This is a genomic window from Plantactinospora sp. WMMC1484, assembly GCF_049315195.1.
In the GTDB taxonomy this organism is placed as follows: domain Bacteria; phylum Actinomycetota; class Actinomycetes; order Mycobacteriales; family Micromonosporaceae; genus Plantactinospora.
The window spans coordinates 3,432,461-3,457,138 of the sequence record NZ_CP186055.1 but is presented as its reverse complement, the minus strand read 5'-3'; the positions used below and the strand labels follow the sequence as shown (position 1 = coordinate 3,457,138).

Here is a 24,678-nt window from a genome sequence, read left to right as displayed (position 1 = left end):
CTCAGACGACCGGCGGGGGGTCCGGGCGATGAACCCACGGATCCTCCTCGCCACCACCGGTCGCATCCTCCGCCAGCTGCGACACGACCGGCGTACGGTGGCGATGCTGCTGCTGGTGCCGACGCTGCTGCTGGCGCTGCTCTACCACATGTTCGGCGACCAACCGTCGCCTCCGGGGCAGCCGGGCCTGTTCGACCGGATCGCGCTGGTCATGCTCGGCATCTTCCCCTTCGTGATCATGTTCCTCGTCACCAGCATCGCGATGCTGCGCGAGCGCACCTCCGGCACGCTCGAACGACTGCTCACCACCCCGGCCGGCAAACTGGACCTGCTCTTCGGTTACGGGCTCGCGTTCGGGCTGGCCGCCGCGGTCCAGGCCGGGGTCGCGGCCGGGGCGGCGTACTGGCTCTTCGACCTCTCCACCGCCGGCAACCCCGGGCTGGTGGTGCTGATCGCGGTGGTGGACGCCGTCCTGGGGGTGGCGCTCGGCCTGTTCTGCAGTGCCTTCGCCCAGACCGAGTTCCAGGCCGTACAGTTCATGCCGGTCGTGGTGATCCCACAGATCCTGCTCTGCGGTCTCTTCGTGGCCCGCGACCAGATGGCCGGCTGGCTACAGGCGATCAGCGACGCGCTACCCCTGTCGTACGCGGTCGAGGCGCTGCAACAGGTCGGCGCGCACGCCGAGCCGACCGGCACGATGTGGCGGGATGTGACGGTGGTCGCGGCGGCGGTGGTGGTCGCCCTGGTGCTCGCCGCGGCGACGCTGCGGCGGCGCACCGGCTGACGGCCGGCGCCAGCGGCGACGGTCGCCGTGCCGGCCGGATGCCCCGGATGCGGGGACCCGGCCGGCGGTGCGTGGGAACGAGTACGAGGACGGCGATGGCACGACGGAGCGGACGGCGACCGGGAAATCCCGACACCCGGCAGGCGATCCTCAGCGCCGCCCGGGAGGCGTTCGCCGAACGCGGCTTCGACCACGCCTCGGTCCGGGCGATCGCGACGAGCGCCGGCGTCGATCCGGCCCTGATCCACCACTACTTCGGCACCAAGGACGGGCTCTTCCGGGCCACCATCGACATCCCGTTCGACCCGCAGGAGCTGCTGCCGCAGATCGCCGCCGGCGGGCTGGACGGGATCGGTGAGCGGCTGGTCCGGACCTTCCTGCGGGTCTGGGACTCCCCCGGCGGCACGGCCGGGGTCGCGCTGTTCCGATCCGCGATGAACAACGAGTGGACCGCGCGTCTGCTCCGTGAGTTCCTGGAGACCCAGGTACTCCGCCGGGCGACCGGGATGCTCGAGGTCGACCCGGCCGAGGCGCCGCTCCGCTCCTCGCTGGTCGCCACCCAGATGGCCGGGATGGTCATCGTCCGCTACATCCTGCGGCTGGAACCGCTCGCCTCGGCGCCGCCGGAGGTCGTGGTCGCGGCCGTCGGACCGACCGTGCAGCGCTACCTCGCCGGGGACCTCGCCGGGCTCACCGGCCACGGCCCCGGCCGGGGCATGCCCAGCTAGCCGGGCCCGGGATTGGCCGGCCACTGCGCACTGGTCGGGCTGGCGGTCGCCGGCCAGCCCGGTTCGGGGCGCTGCGGATGATTCCGCCGCCGGCAGAGGACCGGGTGCAGAAGCTCGGCCAGCTCGGCCTGGTTGGCGAGCGGACGGGGGAAGGCGAGCCGGGCCCGGCAGCGGGTGCTGCGGCCGCCGAGCGCCACCACCATGCCGTACCGGTCGAGCCGGACCACGCGGGGCGGCGGCTCCTCCGGGCCGGCCGGCGGCACGATGTCGCCGAGTTGGCGCCGGAGAAACGCGGCGACCTCCGGTCCGTGGTGGTCCGCAAGGTCGGCGAGAAGGTCCCGCTCCATCGGGTGCAGCGGGTCCGGCTCGGCCGCGGCGTACTCGGCCGGTTCGACGTCCAGCACCGTGCCGGCGCGTTCCAGCCGGATCTCCACCGGCTCGAAACGGTAGAGCGTGAAGCACCCGCCGACGTCCAGCAGATCGCCGGTCGGCACCACGTCGGCGAAGTCGACCGCCGCCCGCCGCGCCTCGGCACCGGAGAGCGGTTCCGGCCAGCCGGAGATCCAGACCCGGCCGAGCGGAGGTGTCCCGGCGCCGGGCGGCAGGTCGCGTACGTCCAGCACCAGCGCGGTGGCCCGGCCTGCCCCGGTGGGCCGGAGCACGGCGGCCAGATCGCTGACGATCGAGACGAGCAGCAGCAGCCGGCCAGACGGGTCGGTGGCATGCCGGACCTGGTGCGGGCCGGGCCGGTACGCGACCTGGGCGGTGCCGGCGAGCCGGCCGGCGGCCAGGGTACGCGCCACCTCCGCGGGGCTGGGCTGCATGGGTCGACCTCCAGCAGAAGTTAGCATGACCTTAGTAAGGGGAGGCTAACTTATCCCGGAGGCGCCGTCCACGTGCCCGAGTGGTTGGGCGGGGGCCCTTCTACAACAGAAAGCGATAATGCGGGGCCCTTCCTTACCGGGTCTGCTCCAGCCAGGAGGCGTAGAGGAGGGCGTAGACGGAATGCGGGTCGGCAAGTAGCTCCTCGTGCGGGCCACGTTGCACGATCCGGCCCCGGTCCACCACGATCACCTCGTCGGCGGCCTGCGCGGTGGAGAGTCGGTGCGCGATGGCCACCGTGGTCCGGCCCCGGGTCACCGCGTCGAGGGTGCGCTGCAGGCGTACCTCGGTGGCCGGGTCGACGGCGCTGGTCGCCTCGTCCAGCACCAGCAGGTCCGGGTCGGCCACGTACGCCCTGGCCAGCGCCACCAACTGCCGCTCGCCCACGCTGAGCGCCTCGCCGCGCTCCCCCACCGGGGTCGCCAGTCCGGCCGGCAACCCGTCGACCCAGTCACCGAGGCCGAGTTCGGTACAGGCGAGCGCGAGCTCCTCGTCGGTCAGCTCCGGGCGGCCGAACCGGACGTTCTCCGCGACGGTGGAGTCGAAGAGGAAGCCGTCCTGCGGCACCATCACCACCCGGGACCGCAGCGAGCCGAACCGGACCCGGTCCAGCGGCACCCCGGAGAGCAGCACCGCACCGGCGGACGGGTCCATCAGCCGGGTGAGCAGTTTGGCGAAGGTGGTCTTGCCGCTGCCGGTCTCCCCCACCACCGCGACCCGGGTCTTGGCCGGGATGTCCACGTTGACGTCGACCAGCACCGGAGGGCCACCGGGATAGCGGTAGTCGACGTGAGCGAAGCGGATGTCGATCGGTCCGGCCGGCAGGTCGACGCCCTGCTCGCCGGGGTCCGCCACGTCCGGCGCCACGTCCAGCACGTCCAGCACGCGTCGCCAGCCCGCGACCGCGTTCTGCGCCTCGTTCAGCACCTCGGTGGCGATCTGGACCGGCTGGATGAAGAGGGTGACCAGGAAGAGGAAGGCGGTGAGTTCGCCGATGCCGAGCGATCCGTCGACGCCCAGCCGCACGCCGAGCACCACCACACCGGCCAGGGCCAACCCGGCGGCGATCTCGCCGGTCGAGAAGCCGATCACGCTGGTCCGGATCGCCCGCTGCTGGGCCCGGCGCTGCTCGTCGATGGTCCGGTCCAGCCGGGCGGCGGTCCGACCGGCGACACCGTACGCGCGGATCACCGGTGCGCCCACCACGCTCTCGGAGATCGCCGCCAGCATCGCGCCCATCCGCTGCCGGACCACCCCGTACGCGGTGGCGAGCCGCCGCTGGAAGATCCGGATCACCAGCGCGGCCGGAACGAACGCGGCGAAGACGACGAGGGTCAACTGCCACGAGTAGACCGCCATCACGATGGTGGTCACCACCAGTTGGCCGATGTTGACCAGCAGGATCACGCCGCCCCACTGGAGGAACTGGGTGATCTGGTCCACGTCGCTGGTGACCCGGGAGACCAGCGAGCCGCGCCGCTCCGCCTGCTGGTGCAGGGTCGAGAGGTCGTGCACGTGCCGGAACGCCCGGACCCGCACGCCGGCCAACGCCGTCTCGCTGACCGTGAAGAGCCGGCGCATCATCAGATAGCCGCAGATGGTGGTCACCACCAGGACCGCGGCGGTGGCCGCCACGACCAGACCGACCACGCCCAGGTCCGGGCCGCCCGGGGCGCGTAGCCCCCGGTCGATGCCCTGCTGGATCGCCACCGGTACGGCGGCCCGGCCGATCATCGAGACCAGCGCCAGCCCGAGCGTGCCGGCCAGCCCGGTGCGCAGCTCGGGCGAGAGTGCCAGGCCCCGGCGCAGCGTTCCCCAGGCACTCTCCGACCGCTCGGGCACGGCGTCGATTACGGTGCTGCCGCTCATGCCGCCACCTCGCCGCTGCCCGCACCGTTGCGGGGGGATCCGTTCACACGTCCACCTCTTCGCCTCGCCGGGTCGCCGAGTTCTCGTACGCCCGATCCCGCTCGCGTTCCGCCTCGGCCCGCTCGTACGCGGTGACCAGTGCGGCGTACCCGGGAGTGGTACGCAGCAGCGTGGCGTGGGTGCCCCGGCCGACCACCCGGCCGTGCTCGATGTAGACCACCTCGTCGGCAAGGGCGATGGTCGCCCGCCGGTACGCCACCACCAGGATCGACGCCGCCGACTCGGCGCCGCGCGGGTGTGCACCGTCCGGGCCGGACGTGCGGTCACCGCGGAGTGCGGCCAGGATCGCCGCCTCCACCCTCGGGTCCACGGCGCTGGTGGCGTCGTCCAGCACCAGCAGGCGGGGCCGCCCGGCGAGTGCCCGGGCCAGGGTGAGCCGCTGCCGCTGGCCGCCGGAGAGTGCCGCGCCACGCTCGCCGACCAGGGTGTCCAGCCCTTCCGGCAGGGCCGCCACGAAGCCGTCCGCCTCGGCCAGCCGCAGGGCCGCCCAGACGTCGTCGTCGGTGATGCCGTCCCGGCCCAGCGTCACGTTGGCCCGGATGCTGTCGTCGAAGACGAACGGCACCTGCGCCACCAACGCGGTGGTACCGGCCAGCGAGGCGGCGGTGAGGGATCGCAGGTCGACCCCGTCGACGGTCACCGTGCCGGCGTCGGGGTCGACGAGCCGGACCGCGAGGGAGACGATCGTCGACTTGCCGGAGCCGGTGGGCCCGACCAGCGCGACCGTCCGGCCGGCCGGCACGGTGAACGACACGTCGTGCAGCACCGGCACCGGGGCCGGCACCGGCACCGGGGCCGGGGCCGGGGCCGGGGCCGGGGCCGGGGCCGGGGCCGACTGCTCGGTCGGCGCCGCGGGGGCAGCACCGCCCGGCACCGATCCCGGGTTGGCCGGCACCGATTCCGGGTTGGCCGCCAGCACCGGCTCGGATATCCGGACCCCGGCCGGGGAATCGGCCGGCTCGGGTATCCCGGTCGGGCGGGGAGCCGTCTCCGGCTCGGTCACGAGTGCCGCCTCGTTCGGCACGGTGGCCGGCGGCGGTTCGGCCGGGGCGTACCCGAAGGTGACCCGGTCGAAGACGAGGGTGGCCGGCCGTCCCTCCCGGGGGTCAAGCGCGGTCTCGCCGTACGGCATCTCCCCGGTCGCGGTGAGCACGGCCTGCAGCCGTTCCCAGCCCGCGACGCTGCGCGGCAGTTCGGCGAGGACCCAGCCGATCGCCCGGACCGGGAAGGCCAGCACCGTGAAGAGGAACGCCACGCTGACGAGTTCGGTGATGCTGACCGCGCCCTGGCTCAGTCGGGCCGCGCCGACCAGCAGCACGGCCAGGGTGCCGAGGCTGGGCAGCGTCTCCAGCATCGGGTCGAAGATGCCACGGAGCCGGCCCACCGAGATCAGTGCGTCCCGCAGCTCGCCGGCCTGGGCCGCGAACCGGGTCGTCTCCCGGGCCTCCTGACCCATGGTCTTGACCACCAGGGCCCCGTCGAAGCTCTCGTGCGCGATCGCACTCACCTGGGCGCGCATCTGCTGGGCCCGGGCCTGCCGGGGCGCCATCCGCCGGGAGTAGACGACGTTGAGCGCGAAGAGCGCCGGAAAGATCGCCACCCCGACCAGTGCGAGTACCCAGTCGGTGACGAAGAGTGAACCCAGCGCCGCCACCAGCATCACCAGGGTGCCGACCGCGAAGGGCAGCGGCGCGATCGGGAACCAGGCCGCCTCGACGTCGGAGTTGGCGTTGGAGAGCAGCGTGCCGGTGGCGTGCCGATGGTGCCAGGCCAGCGGCAGCTCCAGGTAACGGCGGGTGATCCGGCGCCGGTAGCTGGCCTGCAACCGGTACTGCATGAATCCGGCGCCGAGCCGGCGGCCGAACATGCCGAGCACCCGGCCGAGGCTGACCGCGAGCAGCGCGGCGGCGGCCGCCAACACGGCGGCCAGCTCGACCCGGCCACTCTCCAGCGACGGCACCACCACGTTGCCGACGACGGCACCCACGACGTACGCGCTCGCGATGATCAACAGGCTGTAGAGGACGCTGCCGCCGACCGCCACCGCGAAGATCCGTGGCTCCTCGCGGACCGCGTGACCGAGGACCCGGATTCCCCTGAGAAGTATGTCCCGGCTCGTCTTGCCCGCCACGCTCTCCCCCGCCGTAAGCCTGCTGCTTCCAGCTCATCCTTACTGATCAGGGCGAGGGATGACGAACCGATTGGCGTGGGTGATACCGACTCGGCCCTGATTGTGTCTGCTGTCACAACCTGTTCCGTCTGCCGGGCGGCTCGCATCATGCCGGTCGGCCGGATCTCGTACCACGCCAGTCGGCCGGATCAGGATTACGATCAAGACATGCCCCGCTACGCGGATACGGAGCGCCAGTCGCTGGCCGATCTCCTCCTGGCGCTCGGGCCGGACGCGCCCACGATCATTCCCGAATGGGCCACCCGGGATCTCGCCGCCCACCTGGTGGTCCGGGAGCGCCGCCCGGACGCGGCGGCCGGGACCATGCTCCCGCCGCTGCGCGGACACCTGGCGCGGGTGCAGGCAGCCGTGGCCGGCAAGCCGTTTCCGGCCCTGGTCGACCTGGTCCGGCGTCCGCCGCGATGGAGCCCGCTGGCCCTGCCGCCCGTCGCCGAGCTGGCCAACCTGATGGAGTTCTTCGTGCATCACGAGGACGTCCGGCGGGCCTTGCCCGACTGGCAGCCCCGGGAGCTGCCGGCCGACCAGCGGGCCGCGCTGTGGAAGCGCGTCCCGACGCTGGCCCGGCTGTCCCTACGCCGGTTTCCGGCCGCCCTGCTGATCCAGGCGCCCGAGCACGGCGAGACCGGTGCCGGAGCCGGCGGGGATCAGGTCAGGATGGTCGGGTCACCGGGCGAGCTGATGATGTTTCTCTTCGGCCGCCAGCGTGTCGCGCGGGTCCAACTGGTCGGTCCGCCCGCCCTCACCGACCGGCTCCGCACCGCCAAGCTGGGCGTCTGACCGCGGAGCCGGCCGGACGTGCCGATGCGCGCCCTCGCCCTGGCGTCCCTGACCCGGCCGCCCTTTCCGGTACGGATCAACGAGCACGTCGGGCAGGTCGGCCCGGAGTCGATCCGGTGGGCTGCCGAACTCGGCCTGGTCGACAGCTCCGCCGCAGCCCGCCGGCTCGACCGGTCGAACGCCGCCGACCTGGCCGGCCGGGCCTGCCCGGAGGCCCGGCCGGAGCAGCTCCGGCTCCTCTCCGACCTCTTCACCTGGCTCTTCGCCTTCGACGACCGCTGCGACGAGGACGGCCTCGGTGACGACCCGGCCCGGCTCGCCCCGGTGGTCGGCCAGCTGCTCGACGTGCTCGACCTGCGCGGCGGGCCGGCGACGCCGGAGCTGGCCGCCGTCGCCGGCCCGACCGCCGCCGGCCTGCACGACCTCTGCCAACGGGTACGCGCCCAGGGCTCCCCACGGATCCTGCTCCGGTTCGCCGGCCAGATGCGGGACTACCTGCTGGCGCTGCTCTGGGAGGCGGCGAACCGGGAGCGGCACCGGGTCCCGGCGGTGGCCGAATATCTCCAGATGCGCCGGCACACCGGCGGGGTACGCCCCAGCTTCACCCTGACCGACCTGGCCTACGGCGGGCTGGCCGAGGCGACCTGCCGGGCTGACCTCGACGCCTCCAGCCTGGACGACCTCGCCACCGACCTGGTCTGCTGGTGCAACGACGTCTTCTCCTACGCCAAGGAGCGCCGGCAGAGCCGGGACGGGCACAACCTGATCGTCGTACTGGCCCGGGAGGGTGGGCGGGAGGAGCGGGCGGCGCTGCTCGACGCGGCCCGCCGGTTCAACGCGGGGCTGCGGGCGTACCTGCGGCTGGAGTCCGCGGTGCTGGCCGGCGGCGGCACCGACGCCCACCGGTTCGTCACCGCGCGCCGGGCCTGGATCCGGGGCAGCTACGACTGGTCGTTGGCGGCGGCCCGCTACCGGTGACCACCGCCGCGCCGCTCCAACAGGGTCACTAACCGGCCGCTGGGGACGCCCCGACCCAGCCGCCCGACGTGGCGTCGATCAACGTCCGCCGCACCGGGCCGGGCCGGGCAGCGCCGGCCACGCAGGGGCCCCGGTGCCCCTCGCGCTCACCACAGCGGCCGGAGCCGAAGAGCAGCCGGTCGCAGAAGACCCGGTACCGCTCGTGCTGCGCGTCCTCGGCCGAGACCGTCACCTCACCGGCGTCGAGTTCCGGGAGGAAGGCCAGCGACTCGGCCAGCAACGCGGCGAGTTCGGTGGCGGCGTCCAGCGTGGATACGGCAACCGGAAGGTGGATGACGTGCCCCGGTGCCGGCTCGTCGGGCCCGGCATCTCCGGCGAAGGGACTGCTCTGGCCCATGGTTGATCACCCTTACCCGTACTCGATGGCCTCCCGGCCCCCTGGTCACGCGGCGCACCCCCTCGCCGACCTGGGCCGACGAGTGGATAGCTTAGAGAGGGTGCCGGGCATTTCGTCGGTTTGCCACTCGGATCGCGCGAGACCGTCCCAGCGACAGCGAGGGCGACAGATAGGCAACGAGGGCGGCAGATATCGGACCGCGCGGTCCGATCGGCGCGGCTACCGGGCCCGATCGGTACTAGCCGTGGCGTGGGCAGACGAAATACCGTACGGTAACCGCGATTTAACGTGATCACCGTCACGCGACGATATCCGGAGGCTCCCCCCGCCATGGCTCTTGACGTCCCCTACCGGTCCATCCCCGACATGTTCCTGAAGCGTGTCTCGGCCACCCCCGACCGGGACGCGTTTGCCCACCCCGCACCCGACGACTCCGGCCCGGTCTGGCTGAGCTGGGCGCAGGTCGGTCAGCGGGCGAAGGCGATCGCCGCCGGGCTGCACGGCCTCGGCATCGGTTCCGAGGACCGGGTGGCGATCCTGGCCAACACCCGGCTCGACTGGGTCCTCGCCGACCTCGGCATCATGTGCGCCGGCGGTGCGACCACCACGGTCTATCCGACCACCGAGCCCGAGGACACCGTCTTCATCCTCTCCGACTCGGGCTCCAAGATCCTGATCGCCGAGAATGCCGACCAGGCGGCCAAGATCGCCGGAGCGGAGCTGCCGGGGCTGACCCACGTCGTGCTGATCGACGGGCCGGCCGCCCCGGACGCCACCCCGCCGCAGCTCACCCTGGCCGATCTGGAGGTGCAGGGCGCGCTGGCCCTGGAGAGCGACCCGGAGCTGATCGACCGGGTGGTCGCCGGGATCGACCAGGACCACCTGGCGACCCTGATCTACACCTCCGGCACCACCGGGCGGCCCAAGGGTGTCGAGCTGCTGCACGCCGGGTGGTGCTGGGAGGGCATCGCCCAGGGGAAGCTCGGGCTGCTGCTCCCCGAGGACCTGCAGTATCTCTGGCTGCCGCTGTCGCACTCGTTCGGCAAGACCCTGATCTGCGGCATCATCCACGTCGGCGTCCCCACCTACGTCGACGGCCGGCTCGACCGGCTCGTCGAGCTGCTCGCCGTGATCAGGCCGACCCTGATGTGCGGCGCGCCCCGGATCTTCGAGAAGGTCTACAACCGGGCGGTCACCACCGCGCAGAGCGCGGGCGGCGCCAAGGCCAGGATCTTTGCCTGGGCGGTGCAGACCGGTAAGCGCAAGGTGAGCCTGGAGCAGGAGGGCAGGCCGGTCTCGGCCGGGCTCCGGATCCAGTACGGGCTCGCCGAGAAGCTGGTCTTCAGCAAGCTCCAGGCCCGGCTGGGCGGCCGGATCCGGGTACTGGTCTCCGGCGCCGCGCCGCTGAGCCGGGAGATCGCGCACTTCTTCGCCGCGGCCGGGCTGCCCATCTCCGAGGGGTACGGCCTCACCGAGACCAGCGCCGGCAACTTCGTCAACCGTCCGGGCGCCCTCAAGATCGGTACGGTCGGGAAGGCCCTGGGTGACCTCGAGTGCCGGCTCGACTCCGACGGCGAGATCCTGCTCCGCGGGATGCCTGTGATGCGCGGCTACCACAACCTGCCGGCCGAGACCTCCGAGGCGTTCACCCCCGACGGCTTCTTCCGGACCGGCGACATCGGCGAACTCGACGAAGACGGCTACCTCAGGATCACCGACCGGAAGAAGGACCTGGTCAAGACGTCCGGCGGCAAGTACATCTCGCCGTCGTTGATCGAGGGCAGGTTCAAGGCGCTCTGCCCGTACACCTCCCAGGTGGTGGTGGTGGGGCAGGCCCGCAACTACTGCACGATGCTGGTCACCCTGGACGAGGACGCGATGACGACCTGGGCCGCCGGCGGTCCGCTGGAGGGCCGGCCGTACGCCGAGATCGTCGGCTCGCCCGAGGTGCAGGCCATGGTCGACGGCTACGTCGCCGAGCTGAACGAGAAGCTCAACCGCTGGGAGACGATCAAGAGGGTCACGGTGCTCTCCCGCGACCTGACCGTCGAGGACGGCGAGCTGACGCCGTCGATGAAGATCAAGCGCAGTGCCGTGGAGCAGAGCTTCAAGGCCGAGATCGACGGGATGTACCAGGGCACTCTCGCCCAGATCTGACCGCTGTCCGCGCGGGGGAACCACCCGCCAGGAGTGCCGAGAGGACCGGCGGTGCCCCCGCCGGTCCTCGACCACGCACCGCCGGTCCTCGACCACACACCGCCGGTCCTCGACCACACACCGCCGGTCCTCGACCACACACCGCCGGGACGACCTCGCCCGGTCGCTACCCGGCGACTGTGCCCGACTACCCAGGGCAGACGGAATCGGGGCGGCTTCACCCGGGCCTCACCGGGGTAAGAGCAGAGTGCAGGTGCGCGGTGGGCCGATCCGGTGCACGGCGGGTCGATCCGGTGGTCCGGTCGTGCGGCGGGACGCGGGGACGAGGGGGTTTCGGTGATGGTGGCCACGGTGGCAGCCCACGTGGAGACCGGCGCCTTGGTGATCACGATGGCGGGCCGGTGGAGCGTTGCGCAGGCGTACACGCTGCAGCGGGCGATCGCGAGGTGCGCCGCGCACCACCCACCGTACGTGGCCGTGGACTGCACCCGGATCGCCCCGGACAAGCTGCTGCCGACCCTGCTTCCGGCGCTGGTGATGCTCCGGGAGTCGTGTCGGCGTGGTATGACCGTGCTGGTCTGCGCGCCGGCCTCGGCGCTGACCGTCCTGCTCCGCCGCCTGCCGACCCGGCGGGTCCAGCTCTACCCCCGGCTCGCCGAGGCGCTCACCCGGGTCCGGCCCTATTCCGTCCCGGCCCACCTCCGGCGGGTCCACCGGCGGCTGGCGCCGGTGCCGCAGGCGGTGAGCACGGCCCGGGGGCTGGTCCGGGAGTGCTGCGAGCGGTGGCGGCTGGCGGAGATCGCCGACGATGCCCAGCTCGTCGCCTCCGAACTGGTGGCGAACGCCGTCGAGCACGCCGGCACCGAGATCGACCTGACCCTCTGCCACCACGGGCAGCGGCTGCGCATCGCGGTCGCCGACCGGCACCCCGGCGTACCGGCGCTGCCCCGGCGCGATCCGGCGGGCAAACCTGACAGTGCACACCAGCCGCTGGCCGTACGCGGTCGCGGACTCGCCATGGTGACCCGGTCGGCCAGCAGTTGGGGTGTCCTGCCCGGCTCCGACGGAAAGATCGTCTGGGCCAGCCTGGCGGCGCATCCGGCGTCCCGGTTGCGCCTCGCCGGCCTGGTCGGCCTCCCCCGGGCCGGCTACCAGTCCTGAGCCGCCGGTGGCCCTGCCGGCACGACGGCTTCGCCGCCGCGGGGCTCGCCCCGTCGCCGGCGACCTGGAGGACCTGTCGACCGGCTCAGGTCGAGCCGCTCAGGCGATCACGACCGGCTCCCGCCAGAGCGGGCGCTGCACCCGGTCGATGTCGTAGCGGACGGCCGCGATCCGGCGTACCGCCTCGGTCAGCTCGGCGGCGGGCAGCGTGAACGGCAGCCGGAGGAAGCGTTCCAGGGTGCCGTCGAGGCCGAACCTCGGGCCGGGTGCGAGGCGTACCCCGACCTCCTCGGCGGCCCGGGCGAGCGCGCTGGCGATCGGGCCGTCCAGCTCGGCCCAGAGGGTCACCCCGCCCGCCGGAACCCGCACCCGCCAGGCGGGCAGTTCCGCGCGGAGCGCGGCGAGCAGGGCGTCGCGCTGGGCGGTCAACTGTGCCCGCCGGGCCGCCACGATCGCCTCGGCGTCGGCGAGCAGCCGCACCGCGACGAGCTGGTCCAGCACCGGGCCGGCCATGTCGACCCCGACCCGCGCCGCCGCCAGCCGCTGCACCTGGGGTGCGGCGGCACGGATCCAACCGATCCGCAGGCCGCCCCAGTACGGCTTGCTCATCCCGCCGATGGTGACCACCCGGGAGTGCCGGTCGAAGGCGGCGGTCGGCGGCGGCACCTCGGTGCCGTCCAGCGGAAGGTCCACGAAGGACTCGTCGACCACCAGATCGGTGCCGCTGGCGTGCGCGGTCGCCACCACCCGCTCGCGCAGCTGCGCCGGCATCAGGTGACCGGTCGGGTTCTGGAACTCCGGGATCAGGTAGGCGAGCCGGGGGCGGGTCTGCCGGAGGCTGCCCAGCAGCAGGTCGGCATCCCAGCCCGTACCCTCGGTGGCCAGCCCGTGGGTGGCGATCCGGGCCCGGCGTGCGGCGAGCGCGGCGAGCGCGTTGGGATAGGTGGGTGATTCCACCAGTACGCTGCCGCCGGTCGGCAGCGCGAGCCGGAGCACCAGGTCCAGGGCGTGCTGCACACCGTTGGTCACCATGATCTGCTCGGGGCTGGTGACCAGGCCACGCTCGGTGTACGACCGGGCCACCGCCGTGCGCAGTTCGAGTATCCCGGTGGGGTGGTAGCCGGCACCGCCGAGGTATCGCGGCAGGTCCTCGGCGGCGGCTCGGGCGGCCGGGGCCAGTTCCGCCGGGGCGGCCAGCGCGGCGCAGCCGAGGTCGATCATGTCCAGATCGTCCTGCGGGGTCCAGAGCCCCGAACTGGCCACCCGATGCCCGCCGGGCAGCGTGGTCCAGCTGCCGGCTCCTCGCCGGCTGTTCAGGTGCCCGCTCTCCCGCAGTTCCCGGTAGGCGGCGGTGACGGTGGTCCGGCTGACCCGCAGCGCCTCGGCCAGCTCCCGCTCGGCCGGCAGCCGTACGCCCAGCGGCAGCCGGCCGTCGGCGAGCAGTCCGCGCACGGCACCGGCCAGCGCGATGTAGTCGGGGCTGCGCCGCCGACCCGGCAGTGCGTGCCACTGCCCGAGCATCCGGGCGAGCTGTGCCCCACGGACCAGGCTCGTCATAGCCACTCCACCCCGATTGGCCCTTCATGGCTGCTGGATTGGCCCTCAGAGTGGCATGCATGGCAAAGATTGGCAACCAGGGTCGGTGCCGAACCCGAACCCGTCGGGGCGACCGGCTCGTCCGGCGTCTCGGCCAGCTCTACGCCGGCCTCGTGCTCTACGGCGTCAGCATGGCCCTGATGGTGGAGGCGGGCCTCGGGCTCGACCCCTGGGACGTCTTCCACCAGGGGCTGTCCCGGATCACCGGCGCCTCGTTCGGCGTCGTGACCATCGCCGTAGGCGCGCTCGTACTGCTGCTCTGGATCCCGCTGCGTCAGCGGCCCGGCCTCGGCACGATCAGCAACGTCGTCGTCATCGGCCTCGCCGTCGACGCGGCCCTGGCCCTGCTTCCCACCGTGCAGGCCCTGCCCACCCGGACCGGGTTCCTGGTCGCCGGCATCCTGCTCAACGGCATGGCGACCGGCCTCTACATCGGAGCGCGTTTCGGACCGGGTCCACGTGACGGCCTGATGACCGGCTACGTCGCCCGGCGCCCCCACCGGTCGCTCCGGCTGGTCCGCACGGTGATCGAGGTGACGGTCCTGGCGGTCGGCTTCGCCCTCGGCGGCCGGGTCGGGATCGGCACCCTGGCGTACGCGCTGGCGATCGGCCCGCTGGTGCACGTCTTCATCCCCCTCTTCACCGTCGCGCCGTCATCCGCCGCCGTCACCGACCCGCCCCGGCCGATGCACCTCGCCACGTCCGCCTGACCGGCAAGGAAGCGCCGGCCGGAAGCGCCGGCCCTACGGGGCCGGAAGCGTCCGTCGTACGGGAAGCGCCGGCCGTACGGAACCGGTACGTCCCTCGTGGAGCCTCGTTCACCCGAGATCCGCGGAATGAACCGGTGTACAACGGTTCCGTCGGCTGCCGTGGCACGGCATCATTTCCCCATGGGGGATGAGGGATGGCGTTGGTCCGACGCTTGGATCTTCGTGTCACTGATCATCGCGGGTGGTGCCGGCCGGCACCGACGGTCGAGCAGCACCCGCCGACCGGAGGGAGTCCGGCTCGCCGACGTGCTCTCCACCGCCGACCATCTCAACCGGGCCCTTCCGGCCCGTCACGAGATCGAGGCCGCGGTGCGCCGTCTGGTGGGCGCCGGCCTGATCACCGTCTCGGACGGCTGGTTCCGGGTCACCTCCGCCGGTGAACACCTCTGGCGTACGCGGCCGCACGGCGGCCTGGCCACCACCGTCGAGACCGTGCACGGGGTGCTGACCCGCCGGCACTCCCCCGGCAACCACGACTGGCAGCTCGCCGAGGACGAACACGCCGCCGCGGTGCAGGAGTATGCCGCCCGGTTCACCCTGCCGATGCCGCGCCGCTCGCCGGAGAACCGCGGATAGCCCACGGACCTCGGCGGTAGCCAGCGCACCCGACGGAGATGTCGGACGTCGGGCTCGTCAGCGACTACCGGTACCTTTCCAGCTGTTCATCGATCTCGAGTTCGTGGATGCTCAGTTGGCGGACGAGGATGTCGTGTGCGGCCCGGCTGCCGATCTGGCGTCGACGCTGCAGGCGGTTCCGGTACAACGCGAACGCCTGGCCGGCCCACCACGGGTTGGTGGACCATGCCGCGGAGATGCGCAACGGCTCGTACGGCGCCGGAAGCTGCACTCCGTACGGCCGTTTCCCTCGCTGCTGCACCGACTCCCGCGCGAAGACCGGCAGGTTGAGGTGCAGTTGCCGGTCGGGCCAGATGGCGTAGTCGGACGCGAACGAGTCCCATGCCACGTGAACGCAGCCGAAGAACCCGCGCACGGAAACACCGTCGGATGTCACGACCACGAGCGGGCGGGGCGTGCCTCGACACACGAACACGGCGTGCAGGACGGCCGTGGGAACGATGACCACGGCCAACCCGACGACCACCCACTCGATCACCCCGAGGCCGGCGTCCCGTGCCTCGACGATCGGGTAACCCACCGAGAACGTGCACATCAGCAGGAAGGCGACGGCGCGCGTCGTCGCGCGGTCGGGCAGGAGCAGGAAGGCGCGCCCGTCGTCCACGACGAATGCGCGCGCCCGCGTCGCGGCTCGTCGCCAGGTGTAGACCGAAGCGCGGAAGAGCAGGAGGACCCCGACGGACGTCGGCAGGCACAACCCGACGAGGATGACATCCGTCGACGGCCGCACCATGGAATTCACGACTCCGATGCAGGTCGCCGTCACGGCTGCGGCGAGCGCGATGGCGATTCTCGCGATCGTGAGGTTCAGCCTCGCGGGCTCGGATCTCAGATCCATCACGCCAGTCTCGCATGCCAGACGCCGCGGCCACCGTCCTCAGCGGACCGGATGACCGGCGCCGCGCAGCGCGCTCTTGACCTCGCCGACGCTGAGCTCACCGAAGTGGAAGACGCTGGCCGCGAGGACCGCGTCCGCGCCGGCCGCCACCGCCGGTGGGAAGTGCGCAACCGCGCCGGCACCGCCGCTGGCCACCACCGGTACGTCGACCACCCGGCGGACCGCGCCGATCAGCTCCAGGTCGAACCCGGCCTTGGTGCCGTCCGCGTCCATCGAGTTGAGCAGGATCTCTCCGGCCCCCCGCTCGGCGGACCGGGCGGCCCAGTCCACCGCGTCGATCCCGGTGCCCCGCCGGCCGCCGTGGGTGGTCACCTCGAAGCCGCTCGCGGTGGTGGTGCCGGCCGGGATGCGCCGCACGTCGAGCGAGAGCACCAGCACCTGCCGGCCGAACCGCTCGGCGATCTCGGAGATCAGCTCCGGCCGGGCGATCGCGGCGGTGTTCACCCCCACCTTGTCGGCGCCGGCCCGGAGCAGCACGTCGACATCCTCGACCCGGCGCACTCCGCCGCCGACGGTGAGCGGGATGAAGACGGTCTCGGCGGTGCGGCGGACCACGTCGAGCATGGTGCCCCGGTTGTCGGAGGAGGCGGTGACGTCGAGGAAGGTCAGCTCGTCGGCGCCGGCCTCGTCGTATGCCGCCGCCAGTTCGACCGGGTCACCCGCGTCCCGCAGGTCGACGAAGTTGACGCCCTTGACCACCCGTCCCGCGTCCACGTCGAGACAGGGGATCACCCGCACCGCCACCGTCATGGGCCGAGCCTAGCCCGTGCCCGCGCGGCCACGCCCGTCACTTCTCCCGCAGCACGGCGAGCGCCTCGGCGACGGTGAAGGCGCCGGCGTAGAGCGCCTTGCCGGCGATCACACCCTCCACCCCGAGCGGCTCCAGCCCGGCGAGCGCCCGCAGGTCCTCCAGGGTCGAGACGCCGCCGGAGGCGATCACCGGGGCGTCGGTCCGGCCGCATACCTCGCGCAGCAGGTCGAGGTTGGGGCCGCGCATCATGCCGTCCTTGGTGATGTCGGTCACCACATAGCGCGCCGCGCCTGCCTGGTCCAGCCGATCCAGCACCTCGAAGAGGTCGCCGCCGTCCCGGGTCCAGCCCCGGGCCGCGAGGGTACGACCCCGCACGTCGAGCCCGATCGCCACCCGGTCGCCGTACTCGCCGACCACCCGGTCACACCACTGCGGGTCCTCCAGGGCGGCGGTGCCGATGTTGACCCGGGCCGCCCCCGTGCCGAGCGCAGCCCGCAGCGACTCGTCGTCCCGGATCCCGCCGGAGAGTTCCACCCGTACGTCGAGCCGGCCGACCACCTCGGCGAGAAGTGCGGCGTTCGAGCCCCGGCCGAACGCGGCGTCGAGATCGACCAGGTGGATCCAGTCGGCACCGTCCCGCTGCCAGGCCAGGGCCGCCTCCAGCGGGTCCCCGTAGCTGGTCTCACTGCCGGCGGCGCCCTGGACCAGGCGGACGGCCTGGCCGTCCGCGACGTCGACGGCGGGAAGCAGGGTCAGGCTCAACGTGCTCTCCTCGGTTGGCAGAAGCGGAGTCGGTCGGCCGCAGCCGGGATCGACGAGTTCATCGGGCCGGGGTTCAGGTCCGGCGGCCCAGCGCGATCACCACGACCGCCGGCAGCACCAGCAGCAGCAACGCGATCAACCCGAGCCGCAGGGCCAGCTCGTCGACGAGCAGCCAGATGACGATCACCGCCGCCAGGGAGAGCACGACCACGCCGGCCCGCTCGCCCCGGCTGCGCCGGGCGAAGAGCCGCCCGGTACGCCGGTCCGGCAGTCGCGGGCCGAGCCGGCGCAGCAGAGCCCGCCGGCGCTGGCGGCGGGCCACCGCCCGGGCTCTGGCAGCACGCTCCCGCTCCGCCTCCGCCAGCCGGAGCGCGCGGCGCCGCGCCCGCTCCTTGCTCACCGGGATGCGCCTTTTGACCGGGCCGGCAGCTCCGGCCGGCATGCCCCGGGAAAAGCGGTCCGGCGCGCCCGGGGAGCGGCCGGCCGGCGTGCCGGGAGAAAAGCCGGCCGGCGTGCCGGGGCGGGCGGGGCGGCGTTCACAGGGTGGCCAGCCAGTTCTGCAACAGGACGCGGCCGGACTCGGCGGACTTCTCCGGGTGGAACTGGGCGGCCGACAGCGGCACACGCTCCACCGCCGCCACGAACCGCCCGCCGTGCTCGGCGGTGGTCGCCAGCGCACCGGCCGCGGCGAGCGCGGCGACGTCGGTCGGGGCGTAGGAGTGCACGAAGTAGAAGCGGGCCTCGGGCGGCAGGCCGGCGAAGAGCCGGGACCCGGGCGGGGGCGCGACGGTGTTCCAGCCCATGTGCGGCACCCGCCGGGCGGCCAGCCCGGTCACGCCGCCGGGGAGCAGGCCCAGCCCTTTGCTCACCACGCCGTGCTCCTCGCCGTATTCGAAGAGGATCTGCATGCCGACGCAGATCCCCAGCACCGGGCGACCCGCCGCCACCCGCTCGGCGATCACCGGCCCGGCCCGCAGCGCCTCGATCCCGGCCATGCAGGCGGCGAAGGCGCCCACCCCGGGCACCACCAGGCCGTCGGCGGCGGCTGCCGCAGCGAGATCGTCGGTGACCGTCACCTCGGCGCCGGCCCGGGCCACGGCGCGCTGCGCCGAGCGCAGGTTGCCGGAACCGTAGTCCAGCACCACCACCCGGGGCATCAGCCGTCTCCAGGCAGCAACCAGAGCACGCCGCCGACCGCGGCCAGCAGGGCAAGCGCGGCCATCAGACCGACCACGGCCCGGGACGACCCCTGGCGCCGCATCGACCAGAGCCCGCCGATCAGCACACCGGAGAGCGCGAACAGCGCCACCGGCAGCAGAGAACTCACCGAACGAACAATAGTCGGCACGTCCGGCGTGACGAAATCCGACCCCGCAGGAGACGGACGCGTCCCCACCGCGCCGATATCATCGCCCTCATTCGATCCGGAGCGGACGTGTCCGCCGCCGAAGAGGAGACCCGGCAGTTGTCCCCCTCAGAAGCTGAGATCCGTGCGCTGCTCGCCGATCCCGAGGAGGCGCTGCGGCGCTGGTACGCCCAGTACCTCGCCGCCGAGGAGGAGCCGGACCTCATCCTGGCCGGTGGCGGGCGCCCCGGCCAGCTCGGTGAGTTCTTCGACGGCTGGCTGAAGGAGTCCCGTGACCGCCTCCGGGTGGTGCTCTGCGAACGGCTCCGCTACGCCCGGTTCAGCGAACGCGGCAAGCAACTGGGTGAGGTGGCACTCGTCGGCCTGGTCGCGACCCTGCTGACCGACGTCGCCGCGGAACTCGTGATCGATCCGCTGAGCACCGCCGCCGTGCTGGTGATCCGGCGGCAGCTCGACACGATCTGTCCGCCGGACGTGGCCACCCCGAGCTGATGACCGACCGGGCCTCGGCGCTGAGCGGCTTCCTGGCCGAGGCGGTCCGCGAAAGCGTCGTCCGGCTGCGCGTCTCCGGCTTCGACGAGGGCGTCTTCACCGGCTTCTTCGTCTCGCCCGCCGGGCACCTGGTCACCGCCTTTCACGCCGTCAAGGCACACCTGCACCGTACGCCCGGCAGCTTCCCGCTCGACGTGCACTTCGCCTCCGGCGGGCCCGCCATGTCCGGCGTCGCCGCCCGGCACGAGCCCCGGTGGGCGGACCGGGACGCGGACTGGGCGCTGCTGCACCTCGACCTCGAACCGCCCGGCTACCTGCCGCTCGCCGAACCGGACGTGCTCACCGGGCCGGGCGCCGACTGTGCACCGGTGCGCGTCTACGGCTTCACCGTCGCCGACCAGGGGCGCACCGGGCTCGGCGCGCTCAGCGGCGAGTTCCTCCGCACGGTTCCCGAGCGCCGCCGCTTCCGGATCGCCTTCTCCGTACGCAGCCAGGGGCAGAGCGGCGGGCCAGTGGTCGACCTGCGCAGCCACACGGTGGTCGGGTCGGTGGTGGGTTTCCGCGAGGACGAACGGCTGACCGCCGACGCCGCGCTCGTCGACCGGGGCGTGCTGGCCGGCACCGGAGTCGCCGTCGACCTGGTCGAGCTGGCCCGGCAGTGGCGCCGGCGCGCGGTGTCGCACCTGGCGACGGCGAACCCGGAGCTGTCCCGGCTGGCCGCCGCGACCGCACCGCCGCCGCTGCCCGAGGTCTACCTGGCCGATCGGGACACCGTCCGGCAGCTGCGGGACCGGCTGCTCGGCTCCACCGAGTCCGCCGTCGTGCTGCACGGCCCCTCCGGCAGCGGCAAAACCATGATCGCCGCCGAGTTGGTGACCGGCCTGCGCGACCTCGGACGGGTCGACTCCGTCTACTGGTACGACTTCGAACCGCCCCCCAACCGCACCATCGAGCGGCTGCTGCGCAGGCTTGCCCTGCACCTGCTCGAACACCAGGGCGCGATCGAGCCGATCGAGGCCGTCATCGACGACACCTTCCTCCGCGACCCGCAGCCAGCGGTCCGGGCCACCATCGAGGCCGTCCGGGCCGGCCGGCACCTGCTGGTCTTCGACAACGCGCACTTCCCGCGCCGGGACGGGCAACAGGAGATCGTCGACCTGCTCGACCAGTTGCTCTGGGCTGCCGGCCAGGGCCGGTCCCTGGTCGTGCTCACCTCGTGGGACCGGCTCGCCCCGCAGCTGACCGCCCCGGTGACCGGGACGACCGGACTGACACCCGACGAGGTCACCGACTTCGTCCGGCTGCACGGCCTGACCGTCTCCGACCGGGCGCTGGACTGGATCGGCGCGCTCGGCGAGGACATCACCTGCGTCGAGCAGTTCATCCGCAGCGCGGAGTGGCGGCGGGCGGTGGAGCGTGGCGACCTCGACCCGGCCGAACCGGAGGACCTGCACCAGCACTGGCTGAACCGCTATCTCGCCCAGGTGTCACCGGCGGCCCGGCAGGTGCTGCTGGCGCTCGCGGTGATCGCCGCACCGACCACCCGGTCCACGGTGGAGCACGCGGCGAACACCCCGGAGTTCTCCCGCACGCTCCAGACGCTGCGGCACAGCCCGCCGCTGGTCCGCAGCGCCGAGGGCCGGCTCTACCTGCACTCCAACGTCGCGCGGTCGGTGCTGGCCACCACCGACCGGGTCACCCTGACCGAGGTCCGGCACCGGGCCGCGACGCAGCTCCGGGAGACCGGCCAGTTGCTCTCCGCCGCACGGGTGCTGCTGGACGCCGACGACGTCGCCGCGGCGATCGAGTTGATGTTCACACACCGGGAGGACATCCTCGCCAGGGGTGGCGGCAACGCCATGCGCGAGCTGACCCGGCGGGTGCTCGACCGGGGCCGGGTCGAGCCGGACTGGCTGCCCCGGCTGCACGCGGTGATCGCGAGCTGCGAGAGCATCCGCGGCGACTACGCGCGGGCGGCACACCACTGGAAGGTCGCGGTCGCCGGCCGGCAGGGCACCCTGGACGCGGCGGTGATGCACAACCGGCGCGCGGACAGCCTCCGCATGGCGAGCCGCTATCCGGAGGCGGCCGAGGAGTACGCCGAGGCCGCCCGCTCGGCTCGGGCACAGCCCGGTGCGGAGGCGGCCCGGGAACTGGGTCGGGCCCAGCTCGGCCTGGCGAAACTGGATCGGCTGCGCGCCGACTACCGCCGGTCGCGTGAGCGCTACGAGCAGGCCAGGCAGGCGTTTGCCGACATCTTCGACGACAGCGGCACGATCGAGGCGGTGTACGGGCTCGGCGAGGTGTCCCGGTTGCTGGAGGACTGGCCGGCCGCGCTGGCCGCGTACCGCCGGTCGCTCTCGCTGGCCGAGGCCCGGGACAATCCCGAACGCCAGGCGTACGCGCTCTGGGGCATCGGCGAGGTGCTCCGGTTGACCGGGGAGTTCGCCGAGGCCGAACGGCAGCACACCGCCGGACTCGACCTGTGCCTGCGGGTCGGCGACACCCGCAGCGAGGGCTGGGCGCTGCTCGGGCTGGCCGAGACGTACCGGGCCTCGTCCCGCAACGGCCGGGCGCGGGATTCCTACCTGGCGGCGGTGGAACGCTTCGAGAGCACCGCCAGCGAGACCGAGCAGGCGCACGCGCTGGTCGGGCTCGCCGAGGCGAAGCGCCAGGACGGGGAGACGGACCTGACACTCTACGACCGGGTGCGGGCCACCTACGAGGCGAAGCAGCTCCGGCACAGCACGGTGCAGTGCTACCTGGCGACGGCGATGGCGCTACGGACGACCGGACGGCCGGGTGCGGCCGCCCGGCTGCTCGGCAAGGCCCGACGGCTGGCCGCCCGACACCACCTGGAGGCGGAACTGCGCCGGATCGGACCACTCGCCAGGAACCGTGCGGCACGGCCGCCGATCGTCTTCAACTACCCGTAGCCCCGACTCCGTCCCCCGGTACGGGGCTCGTCAGCTCTCCGCCGCCCGGGTCCGGGCCGCCGCCCGGTCGACCACGAACTGCGCGGCGGAGGCGTGCGCGGGGAAACCCTCGTAGGTCGCCAGCGTCACCGCCGTCGGACCCACCGCCGCCACCCCCTCGTCGGAGACGTAGGCGAAGGACGACCGCTTCATGAAGTCGATCGTCCCGACGCAGGACTGGCTGCGCGCCGTGCCGCCGGTCGGCAGGATCGCGTTCACCCCGACGGCGAAGTTGCCGAACGGGATGGAGGTGTTCTCCCCGAGCAGGATCTCACCGGCGTTGGTGAGCTTCGGCAGCAGTTCGAACGGGTTCGCCACCAGCACCCGCAGGTGCTCCGGCGCGTACTCGTTGACGAACCGGACCGACGCGGCGAGGTCGGTGGTGAGCACGATGCCGCCGTAGCCGGCGAGCACAGCCGTGCAGAACTGCCGGCGCTGCTCGGGCAGCGCGTCGACCAGGTCGGGCAGCAGCTTCTCGACCGCGTCGGCCAGCGCCGCCGAGTGGGTCACCAGCAGGGCGGCCGAGTTGCTGCCGTGTTCCGCCTCGACCAGCAGCTCGCGGGCGGCGACCTCCGGGTCGGCGGCGCCGTCGCAGAGCACCACCGACTCGCTCGGGCCGGCCGGCAGGCCCGGGTCCACCTCGCCGTAGACGAGCCGCTTGGCGGTCGAGACGTACTCGTTGCCGGGGCCGACGATCTTTTCGACCCGGCGTACCGTCTCGGTGCCGTAGGCGAACGCGGCGATGGCCTGGGCGCCGCCCATCTTGTAGATGGTGCGCACCCCGCAGAGCGACGCGGCGACCAGGGAGGCGGCGTCGACGGTGCCGTCCGGGCCGGGCGGGGTGCAGACCGCCACCTCCGGCACCCCGGCGATCACGGCCGGCGCGCAGAGCATGGTCATCACCGACGGGAAGGAGCCCTTGCCCCGGGGGACGTAGAGCCCGACCGAGGTGATCGGGGTCCACCGCTCGCCGACCAGGACGCCCGGCCGCACCTCCTGCATCCAGGAGGACTGTGGCAGCTGCGCCTCGTGGTGGTGCCGGATGTTGGCGATGGCGCTGGCCAGTGCCTCCCGCACCGCCGGGCTGACCGCCGCCTCGGCTGCCTCGAACTCCTCGTCGGTGACCTTCAGCGTCTCCGCCGACAGGGTCACCCCGTCCAGCCGGGCGGTCTGGGCCAGCAGCCCGGCGTCGCCACGGTCGCGGACGTCCGCGACGATGGCCCGGACGTCCGCCTCGACCGAGCTGTAGTCGGCCCGTACGCGCTGCATCAGCACCCGCCGCTCCGACTCGGAGAGCTTCTCCAGGGGGTACCGGTTGACCTGCAGTGTCACTGCTTCGCCTCCACGCCGCCCGGGGCGGGCAGCAGCTCACGATAGACGTCCATGAACGTTGTCATCTCTGCCGGGGTGCCGAGGTTCATCCGGAACGTCCCGGCCAGCGCGGGCGGGGTCATCCGGCGGACCAGGATCCCGGCCGCCCGCAGCCGGTCCATCGTCTCGGCGCACCCGCCCGGCCGGACGAGCAGGAAGTTCGCCGCCCCCGGCCAGACCGGGACCCCGTGCTCCCGGAAGAAGTCCAGCACCGCCGGCTTGGTCCGGTGCATCGTCTCGGCCACCGACGCCCGCATCTCGTCGACCCGCTCCAGCTGGGCCAGCGCCGCGACCACGGCGAGCGCGTTCACGTCGAACGGATTGCGGATCTTGACGAGCTGGTCGACCACCTCCGGCCGGGCCAGCACGTAGCCCAACCGGAGCCCGGCCATCGCGAACGCCTTGGAGAAGGTACGCAGCACGACCAGGTTGGGGTAGCGCTCGATCAGCGGCGCGACGGTGACGCCGGTGAACTCGGCGTACGCCTCGTCGACCACGACCGGGGTCGCCGGATACGCCTCGACCGTCTCGACGATGAACTCCACGTCCACCGGGGTGCCGGTCGGATTGTTCGGGTTGACGAAGACGATCAGATCCGGCCCGGCGGTCGCGGCGGCCCGGAACTCGGCGTAGGGAAACTCCAGGTCCGGGCCGTAGGGCACGCCGAGCACCTCCGCGCCGAGCAGCCCGGCCGAGTGGCCGAAGATCACGAACTCGGGGCGGGCGACAAGCATCGTCGCGCCCGGCGCCAGGAATGCCCGCAGGCAGACGTCGATGGCCTGGTCGGAGCCGTTGGTCGGCAGGATCCAGCCCGCCGGCAGCCCGGTGTAGCCGGCCAGCGCCGCCACCAGGCGCGGATATTCCGGATAGCCGTGCACACCGTGCCGCTGGATGTGCGCCACCAGCGCCTCGGCGACCGCCGGCGAGAGCGGCGCCGTCGCCTCGTTGCGGTCCAGCCGGATCAGTCCCGTGCGATCCTGCCCCGACCAGTCCGGCACGTACGCGGTGGCCTGCCGCACCGCCGCCGGGAAGCGCAGCCCGGTCGGGCTCCCGGTCCGGGTCACGCCGCCTCCCCAC

The 24,678-nt window shown here is 73.0% G+C and carries 22 protein-coding genes and 1 pseudogene; 10 read left to right on the top strand and 13 right to left on the bottom strand.

The features are described 5' to 3' along the window. Positions 1 to 28: 28 nt before the first annotated feature. Positions 29 to 784 carry an ABC transporter permease gene (locus ACN28C_RS15195; RefSeq protein ID WP_422774097.1) on the top strand — a complete coding sequence of 252 codons (756 nt, stop codon included), beginning with the start codon at positions 29 to 31 and terminating at the stop codon, positions 782 to 784. Positions 785 to 879: 95 nt separating this feature from the next. After that, positions 880 to 1,512 (top strand): TetR family transcriptional regulator, encoded by a 633-nt coding sequence (locus ACN28C_RS15190; protein ID WP_422774096.1) that lies wholly within the window; start codon positions 880 to 882, stop codon positions 1,510 to 1,512. Here ACN28C_RS15190 and ACN28C_RS15185 read toward each other — a convergent pair. The 3 genes and pseudogenes from ACN28C_RS15185 to ACN28C_RS15175 all read right to left on the bottom strand — a co-directional run. Continuing rightward, positions 1,509 to 2,336: a DUF2470 domain-containing protein gene (locus tag ACN28C_RS15185; RefSeq protein ID WP_422774095.1), complete on the bottom strand. Its 828-nt coding sequence runs from the start codon at positions 2,334 to 2,336 to the stop codon at positions 1,509 to 1,511. The genes ACN28C_RS15190 and ACN28C_RS15185 overlap by 4 nt on opposite strands. Positions 2,337 to 2,469: 133 nt before the next feature. Next, positions 2,470 to 4,263 (bottom strand): ABC transporter ATP-binding protein, encoded by a 1,794-nt coding sequence (locus tag ACN28C_RS15180; RefSeq protein WP_422774094.1) that lies wholly within the window; start codon positions 4,261 to 4,263, stop codon positions 2,470 to 2,472. Positions 4,264 to 4,306: 43 nt separating this feature from the next. After that, a pseudogene (locus tag ACN28C_RS15175) lies at positions 4,307 to 6,442 on the bottom strand (ABC transporter ATP-binding protein); the annotation flags it as partial. A gap of 219 nt (positions 6,443 to 6,661) precedes the next feature. Between ACN28C_RS15175 and ACN28C_RS15170 the strand changes: the two are divergent. Then, positions 6,662 to 7,291 (top strand): TIGR03085 family metal-binding protein, encoded by a 630-nt coding sequence (locus tag ACN28C_RS15170; RefSeq protein ID WP_422774093.1) that lies wholly within the window; start codon positions 6,662 to 6,664, stop codon positions 7,289 to 7,291. 24 nt (positions 7,292 to 7,315) lie between these two features. Next, positions 7,316 to 8,269, top strand: a complete 954-nt coding sequence (locus ACN28C_RS15165) for a terpene synthase family protein (protein ID WP_422774679.1) — start codon at positions 7,316 to 7,318, stop codon at positions 8,267 to 8,269. Positions 8,270 to 8,297: 28 nt separating this feature from the next. On the opposite strand, the gene ACN28C_RS15160 is transcribed toward ACN28C_RS15165, so the two are convergent. After that, positions 8,298 to 8,666, bottom strand: coding sequence for a hypothetical protein (locus ACN28C_RS15160; protein WP_422774092.1), 369 nt, complete (start codon positions 8,664 to 8,666; stop codon positions 8,298 to 8,300). Between the two features lie 330 nt (positions 8,667 to 8,996). On the opposite strand from ACN28C_RS15160, the gene ACN28C_RS15155 reads away from it, so the two are divergent. Next, positions 8,997 to 10,823: an AMP-dependent synthetase/ligase gene (locus ACN28C_RS15155; protein WP_422774091.1), complete on the top strand. Its 1,827-nt coding sequence runs from the start codon at positions 8,997 to 8,999 to the stop codon at positions 10,821 to 10,823. A gap of 351 nt (positions 10,824 to 11,174) precedes the next feature. Further along, the gene (locus ACN28C_RS15150) at positions 11,175 to 11,984 is read left to right on the top strand and encodes an ATP-binding protein (protein ID WP_422774090.1); all 810 of its coding nucleotides are present in this window, start codon (positions 11,175 to 11,177) and stop codon (positions 11,982 to 11,984) included. Positions 11,985 to 12,083: 99 nt separating this feature from the next. Here ACN28C_RS15150 and ACN28C_RS15145 read toward each other — a convergent pair whose 3' ends face one another. Next, entirely contained in the window at positions 12,084 to 13,541 is a 1,458-nt protein-coding gene (locus ACN28C_RS15145; protein ID WP_422774089.1) for a PLP-dependent aminotransferase family protein, read from the bottom strand. Between the two features lie 59 nt (positions 13,542 to 13,600). Here ACN28C_RS15145 and ACN28C_RS15140 point away from each other — a divergent pair, with 59 nt between their 5' ends. Both ACN28C_RS15140 and ACN28C_RS15135 read left to right on the top strand, forming a co-directional pair. Next, positions 13,601 to 14,290, top strand: coding sequence for a YczE/YyaS/YitT family protein (locus ACN28C_RS15140; protein ID WP_422774088.1), 690 nt, complete (start codon positions 13,601 to 13,603; stop codon positions 14,288 to 14,290). 180 nt (positions 14,291 to 14,470) lie between these two features. Further along, on the top strand, positions 14,471 to 14,926 hold the full coding sequence (locus tag ACN28C_RS15135; RefSeq protein WP_422774087.1) for a hypothetical protein: 456 nt from the start codon (positions 14,471 to 14,473) through the stop codon (positions 14,924 to 14,926). 64 nt (positions 14,927 to 14,990) lie between these two features. Here the strand turns inward: ACN28C_RS15135 and ACN28C_RS15130 are convergent, their stop codons facing one another. From ACN28C_RS15130 to ACN28C_RS15105, 6 genes are all read right to left on the bottom strand, one after another. After that, positions 14,991 to 15,824 (bottom strand): hypothetical protein, encoded by an 834-nt coding sequence (locus ACN28C_RS15130; protein WP_422774086.1) that lies wholly within the window; start codon positions 15,822 to 15,824, stop codon positions 14,991 to 14,993. Between the two features lie 39 nt (positions 15,825 to 15,863). Further along, positions 15,864 to 16,634, bottom strand: coding sequence for an imidazole glycerol phosphate synthase subunit HisF (hisF, locus tag ACN28C_RS15125; protein WP_422774085.1), 771 nt, complete (start codon positions 16,632 to 16,634; stop codon positions 15,864 to 15,866). Positions 16,635 to 16,671: 37 nt separating this feature from the next. Further along, a complete protein-coding gene (gene priA, locus ACN28C_RS15120) occupies positions 16,672 to 17,397 on the bottom strand; it encodes a bifunctional 1-(5-phosphoribosyl)-5-((5-phosphoribosylamino)methylideneamino)imidazole-4-carboxamide isomerase/phosphoribosylanthranilate isomerase PriA (RefSeq protein ID WP_422774084.1) in 726 nt (241 codons plus the stop codon). Between the two features lie 73 nt (positions 17,398 to 17,470). Continuing rightward, positions 17,471 to 17,797: a hypothetical protein gene (locus tag ACN28C_RS15115; RefSeq protein ID WP_422774083.1), complete on the bottom strand. Its 327-nt coding sequence runs from the start codon at positions 17,795 to 17,797 to the stop codon at positions 17,471 to 17,473. Positions 17,798 to 17,933: 136 nt separating this feature from the next. Further along, positions 17,934 to 18,554, bottom strand: a complete 621-nt coding sequence (gene hisH / locus ACN28C_RS15110; RefSeq protein ID WP_422774082.1) for an imidazole glycerol phosphate synthase subunit HisH — start codon at positions 18,552 to 18,554, stop codon at positions 17,934 to 17,936. Next, positions 18,554 to 18,724, bottom strand: a complete 171-nt coding sequence (locus ACN28C_RS15105) for a hypothetical protein (protein ID WP_422774081.1) — start codon at positions 18,722 to 18,724, stop codon at positions 18,554 to 18,556. Before ACN28C_RS15105 ends, hisH begins: the two co-directional genes overlap by 1 nt. Positions 18,725 to 18,832: 108 nt before the next feature. On the opposite strand from ACN28C_RS15105, the gene ACN28C_RS15100 reads away from it, so the two are divergent. Beyond that, a complete protein-coding gene (locus ACN28C_RS15100) occupies positions 18,833 to 19,255 on the top strand; it encodes a hypothetical protein (protein ID WP_422774080.1) in 423 nt (140 codons plus the stop codon). Further along, entirely contained in the window at positions 19,255 to 22,191 is a 2,937-nt protein-coding gene (locus ACN28C_RS15095; RefSeq protein ID WP_422774079.1) for a tetratricopeptide repeat protein, read from the top strand. Before ACN28C_RS15100 ends, ACN28C_RS15095 begins: the two co-directional genes overlap by 1 nt. A gap of 30 nt (positions 22,192 to 22,221) precedes the next feature. On the opposite strand, the gene hisD is transcribed toward ACN28C_RS15095, so the two are convergent. Further along, the gene (gene hisD, locus ACN28C_RS15090; RefSeq protein ID WP_422774078.1) at positions 22,222 to 23,562 is read right to left on the bottom strand and encodes a histidinol dehydrogenase; all 1,341 of its coding nucleotides are present in this window, start codon (positions 23,560 to 23,562) and stop codon (positions 22,222 to 22,224) included. Further along, a complete protein-coding gene (locus ACN28C_RS15085) occupies positions 23,559 to 24,665 on the bottom strand; it encodes a pyridoxal phosphate-dependent aminotransferase (RefSeq protein ID WP_422774077.1) in 1,107 nt (368 codons plus the stop codon). Before ACN28C_RS15085 ends, hisD begins: the two co-directional genes overlap by 4 nt. Positions 24,666 to 24,678: the final 13 nt, after the last annotated feature.